This is a genomic window from Halorubrum sp. SD612 (assembly GCF_002135005.1).
This window is the reverse complement of the sequence record NZ_NEWI01000124.1, coordinates 1-4610: the sequence shown is the minus strand read 5'-3', so window position 1 is coordinate 4610 and position 4610 is coordinate 1. Positions and strand designations below refer to the sequence as shown.

The following is a 4610-nucleotide window of genomic DNA, read 5'->3' as shown; positions in this document are numbered from 1 at the left end:
GCCGACGACGTACGCCGCGCCGAACAGCGTGAGCGCGAGGACGCCGACGGTCGCCGCGGGCGACACCGCGGCCGCGACCCAGACGGCGAAGAACGTCAGCGGCAGCGACAGCAGCGCGACCAGCGCGCCCGTGGCGGCCCCGATCTTCGGGCCGCGGGGGCGCTCCGCGTCGTCGGTCCAACTCGCCACGCCGGCGCCGACCGCGGGCGCGACCAGCCCGACGACAGGCAGGACGCTCACGAGCACCGTGACCCCGGCGCCGACGCCGGCGCGCGCGGCGAGGTCCGAGAGGCGCGCGACCGGCGAGAGGCCGCCGCGGCCGTCGGCGGTCGTCATCGTCGACGCCCCGGGCCTCGGGGCGATTCACCGGGTCGGCGCCGCCGCGGAGCCGGTCGCGGGCTCGCGGTCGCGCCGCCGTCTCGACAGCGATCTGTCATCGAGATCGCTACGGACCGAGAACGCAAAAGGGCGTCGGGGAGCGGGGTACGCCTCCGGTTTCGCGGCGTTCGCTCGGGATCGATTCGGCGGCGACGCGGGGGGTTGGGGCTCGGACCCGACTGTCACCGGTCGCGGAGGCGCGACAGCTCCGACTCGGGGATCACGAACTCGCGCGTCCCCGGCTCGTACACCGCGAGGCTGCCGGCGACGAGCGCCATCGACGCCGCGAGCAGCCCGGTGTTGACTAAGAGTAGCGCCTCGGCGTTCGCGAAGCCGGTCCGGAAGGCGGCCGCGGGCGTCCCGACCGCCGCGACGACGACGAGTCCGAAGCCGACAGCCAGGTACGCCATCGCCGTGCGACCGGACGACCGATACGCCGCGACGGCGAACGCGACGAGCGTCGCGCTCGCGCCGGCCAGCACGGTGGTCGTCATCAGGTACAACCCCTCGATGAGCTCCATATCTCACCTGCTCGAACGCGGATAATAAACCCACGGGAGCGGGTATCAGCGGCGATAACACGGCGAACCGATTCGAGTCGCCGAACCGCCCGCGGTCCCGTACCGCGCGCCGGATCGCGAGGATTGCCGCCCGAGGCACTCACCGGTACCATTATAAGAGACAAAAATCAATCTCGATAACGTGAATGGTGGGGGACGATCTGATCACCGTACTCGGTAACAAATACAACACGGACATCCTGACGGCGACGGGCGACGCGAAGTCGGCGCAGGACCTCAGCGACCAGCTGGACGTCCCGATCGCGACGTGTTACCGGCGGATAAACGAGCTGGAGGAGGCGGACCTCCTCGAACTACACGACCGCCCGCTCTCCGACGAACACCGGCGCGTGAAGGTGTACCGCCGGAAGGTCGACGGGGTCGAGGTCGACTTCCGCGACGGGCTCACGGTCGAGGTGGAGGAGCGCTCGGCGGTGAAGAACCGGCTCGACGACGTCTGGCGCGACCTCTCGTCTCGGGAGTAGCGGGCCGAACGGCCGGACGCGTCGGTCCCCTAGCGCCCGCGTCAGAACGAGGGCTGGTCGTCGGAGCCGCCCATCATCGAGAAACCGCCCGCGCGCTCGTGGACCGTGATCCCCCCCTGTCCGATCTCCATCGGGAAGATGTCGGTGTCGATGTCCTGTTTCCGCATCTTCGCCACCCAGACGTAGCGGTTGACGCCGGAGTCGGTCGGCGTCTGGATGAAGTAGATGTTCCCGTCCGTGAGGAAGTTCTCCAAGCCGACCTCCGTGTCGGGGAAGACGGCGCCCTGCTCGTTGATGAGCAGCGAGGTGAGCCCGTTCGCCTTGAGGATGTCCGAGAACTTCAGCAGGTAGGTGCGCTTCTCCTGTTCGGCGTCGAAGAAGAGCTGGAACATCGACAGCGAGTCGAGGACGAGCCGGTCGAACTCTCCGTCCTCGACCGTGTCGAGCAGGCGGTCGACCGCGGTCGAGAAGTCGGTCTCCCGCAACATCTCGCGCTTGTCGAGGATGACGATGTCGCCGTCGTCGACCATCTCGTCGAACCCCTCGAAGCCGACCGACTCGGCCGCGCCGCGGATGTCGGCCTCGTCCTCCTCGAAGGAGACGTACACGCCGCGCTCGTCGTGTTCGGAGACGCCGTGATGGAGGTACTGGATGCCGAAAATGCTCTTGCCGGTGCCCGGGTTGCCGGAGACGAGGACCGTCGACCGCTCGGTGATGCCGCCGGTGAGAATGGAGTCGAGCCCCTCGACCCCGGTGGAGACGAGTTCTGACATTCGTCTCCCCCTTGGCGGCCGGAGTATATAAAGGACGGTTCGGGATATCGGGCGATCGGACGGCGACAGTTTTATTTCGCGACACGCCGCCCGTTCGTGTATGCCCGGTGAAGCGTGTCCCGTCACTCTCGGCGGTGATCGGCGGTGAGCGATCCGTCGGTGCTCGTCGTGGAGGACGAGCCAGACATCGCGGCGCTGTACGCCGGCTTCTTGGAGGAGCGGTACGCCGTCGACGTCGCCGAGACCGCCGCCGAGGCGATAGACCGCGTCGACGCCGCCGTCGAGGTGGTGCTCCTCGACCGCCGGCTCCCCGACGGGAGCGGCGACGACGTCTTGGAACACATCCGCGAGGAGGGGTACGACTGTCGCGTGGCGATGGTCACCGCGGTCGAACCCGACTTCGACATCATCGACATGGGGTTCGACCTCTACCTCACCAAGCCGGTGAGCCGCTCGAAGCTGCTCGCAGCCATCGACACGCTACTGACGCGCAGCGAGTACGACGACCTCGTTCAGGAGGCCGCCGCCCTCGCCAGCAAACGCGCGGTCCTCAGCTCGCAGAAACCGGCCGCACAGCGCGAGGAGAACGAGGCGTACGCCGAACTGGTCGACCGGTTGGAGGACTTGGACGCCGACATCGACGACCTCGGCGAGTCGCTGTCGACCGACGACTACCGCGCGATGTTCCGCGACCTCGGCGAGGCCTGACGCGACCCCGGCCGCCTCGCGCCGTCTCTCCGCGGCTCTCGCCTCGAACGCTTCGTTCGCCGCCGGCCCGCCCTGTTTCCCGTCCGTCTCGACGAGGGGGGATCGCCCCCGATCGAGGACGCAGTTCAAGTGGCCGGAGACCCGACGTAAATTATGATAGACGGTACCGAGCGGCGTGAGACGCTCCTCGCGTCGGCGGCCGGTGCGGCCGCGGTCGCGGGCTCGTACCTCGTCACGGGATGGACGCCGTCGTTCGTCGTCAGGCCCGTCGATCAGGCGATCGTCAACCTGACTCCGGGGGCGATCGTGACGTTCGCGATCGAGACCTTCGGCGAGGCGGGGCACCTGATCCACGTCGCCGTGGCCGTCGCGGTCGTGGTCGGGCTGTTCGGCGCGGTCGCGTTCGCGGGGCTCCGGCTCGCCGCGCGCACCGACCGACGCGCGACCGGGGCGGCCGTCGCCGGGGGCGGATCGTGGCTGCTCGCCGCCGGGCTGACGGGCGTCTCGCTCGGCGCGCTGGGCGCGGCGCTCCCCGTCGCGGCCGTCGTCGGGATCGGCTGGCTCCCCTCGTCCGCCACCCCGGCCGAATCGCCCTCGGACGGCGTGAGGGGCTCGCCGGCGGTCGTCGACGCGGTGCGCCGCCGGACGCTCGGGGTCGTCGCCGGCGCGCTCGGGTTCGTCGCCGCGACCGTCGTCGGCCGGCGGTCGCTCGCGTCGGCCGACGATCCCCTCCCCGACGCCCCGCGGTCGGACGGCGCGGCCGTGCGGCTCCGGGAACTCGATTCTGCGTCGCTCGCCTTCGAGAGCGACGAGCTACAGGGCTTGGAGACGCCGATCGACGAGTTCTACAACGTCGACATCGCGGAGTTCGACCCGGAGGTGACCGCGGACGAGTGGTCGCTCACGTTCACCGGCGAGGTCGGTAGCGAGCGGACCGTCTCTTTCGACGAGCTGATCGAGCGCCCCGTCGAGAACCGCGCGGTGACGCTGCGGTGCGTCGGCGAGGACCAGAACGGCCGCCGCATCGGCACCGCCGTCTGGACCGGGACGCCGATCCGGCCGCTGCTGGAGTCGGTCGACCCGCAGGGCGACTGCGACTGCGCGATGCTGCGCGGCGAGGACGGGTACTACGTCGAGTTCCCGGTCGACGTCCTCGCGGAGGGGTTCCTCGCGTGGGGGATGAACGGGAAGGAGCTCCCGACCGGCCACGGCCACCCGGTCCGGGTGCTGATCCCGGGCCACTGGGGGGAGACGAACGTGAAGTGGCTCTCGGAGATCGAGCTTCTGAGCGTCGAGGACGACGGCTACTGGGAGGAGCGCGGCTGGGAGGGGACCGGCGAGGTGACGACGGTCGCCAAGCTCTGGGACGAGGGGATCACGGAGCTCGGCGACGGGCGGATCGAGCTGGCCGGGCACGCGTACGCCGGGACCCCCGGCGTCGACCGCGTCGAGGTGTCGACCGACGGGGGAGACACCTGGACCGACGCCGAGCTCTCCGACCCGCTCCCCGACGCGGACGTCTGGCGGCAGTGGCGCCACGCCTTCGAGCCCGACGGGGAACACGAGGTCGTCGTCCGCGCGGTCGACGGCGAGGGGACCCGTCAGCCCCGGGAGGAGTCCGGCCCCGTCCCGAGCGGCGCGTCGGGCTGGGTCCGCCGGACGGTCGGGTGACGACCGCGCGGCGTCGGCGTCCCCGTCAAGAGAGC

Annotated in this window: 5 protein-coding genes and 1 pseudogene; 3 read left to right on the top strand and 3 right to left on the bottom strand. The window is 70.4% G+C overall.

The genetic code is table 11. The annotated features are described in order from the left end of the window. Positions 1-336 (bottom strand): annotated as a pseudogene (locus B9G38_RS12765) (SHOCT domain-containing protein); the annotation flags it as partial. Positions 337-560: 224 nt separating this feature from the next. Beyond that, a complete protein-coding gene (locus B9G38_RS12760; protein WP_086220602.1) occupies positions 561-899 on the bottom strand; it encodes a hypothetical protein in 339 nt (112 codons plus the stop codon). 185 nt (positions 900-1084) lie between these two features. Between B9G38_RS12760 and B9G38_RS12755 the strand changes: the two genes are divergently transcribed. After that, a complete protein-coding gene (locus B9G38_RS12755) occupies positions 1085-1423 on the top strand; it encodes a helix-turn-helix domain-containing protein (RefSeq protein ID WP_004597591.1) in 339 nt (112 codons plus the stop codon). 41 nt (positions 1424-1464) lie between these two features. Here the strand turns inward: B9G38_RS12755 and B9G38_RS12750 are convergent, their stop codons facing one another. Next, on the bottom strand, positions 1465-2196 hold the full coding sequence (locus tag B9G38_RS12750; protein WP_017343750.1) for an ATPase domain-containing protein: 732 nt from the start codon (positions 2194-2196) through the stop codon (positions 1465-1467). A 144-nt stretch (positions 2197-2340) separates the two neighbouring features. Here B9G38_RS12750 and B9G38_RS12745 point away from each other — a divergent pair, with 144 nt between their 5' ends. Continuing rightward, complete coding sequence (locus tag B9G38_RS12745; protein WP_086220601.1) at positions 2341-2904, top strand: HalX domain-containing protein; 564 nt, start codon at positions 2341-2343, stop codon at positions 2902-2904. 153 nt (positions 2905-3057) lie between these two features. Beyond that, positions 3058-4575, top strand: a complete 1518-nt coding sequence (locus tag B9G38_RS12740; RefSeq protein WP_086220600.1) for a molybdopterin-dependent oxidoreductase — start codon at positions 3058-3060, stop codon at positions 4573-4575. Positions 4576-4610 lie beyond the last annotated feature (35 nt).

Coding starts and splice junctions, on each gene's coding strand:
- B9G38_RS12760 (WP_086220602.1), bottom strand. CDS start 899: ATGGAGCTCATCGAGGGGTTGTACCTGATGACGACCACCGTGCTGGCC.
- B9G38_RS12755 (WP_004597591.1), top strand. CDS start 1,085: ATGGTGGGGGACGATCTGATCACCGTACTCGGTAACAAATACAACACG.
- B9G38_RS12750 (WP_017343750.1), bottom strand. CDS start 2,196: ATGTCAGAACTCGTCTCCACCGGGGTCGAGGGGCTCGACTCCATTCTC.
- B9G38_RS12740 (WP_086220600.1), top strand. CDS start 3,058: ATGATAGACGGTACCGAGCGGCGTGAGACGCTCCTCGCGTCGGCGGCC.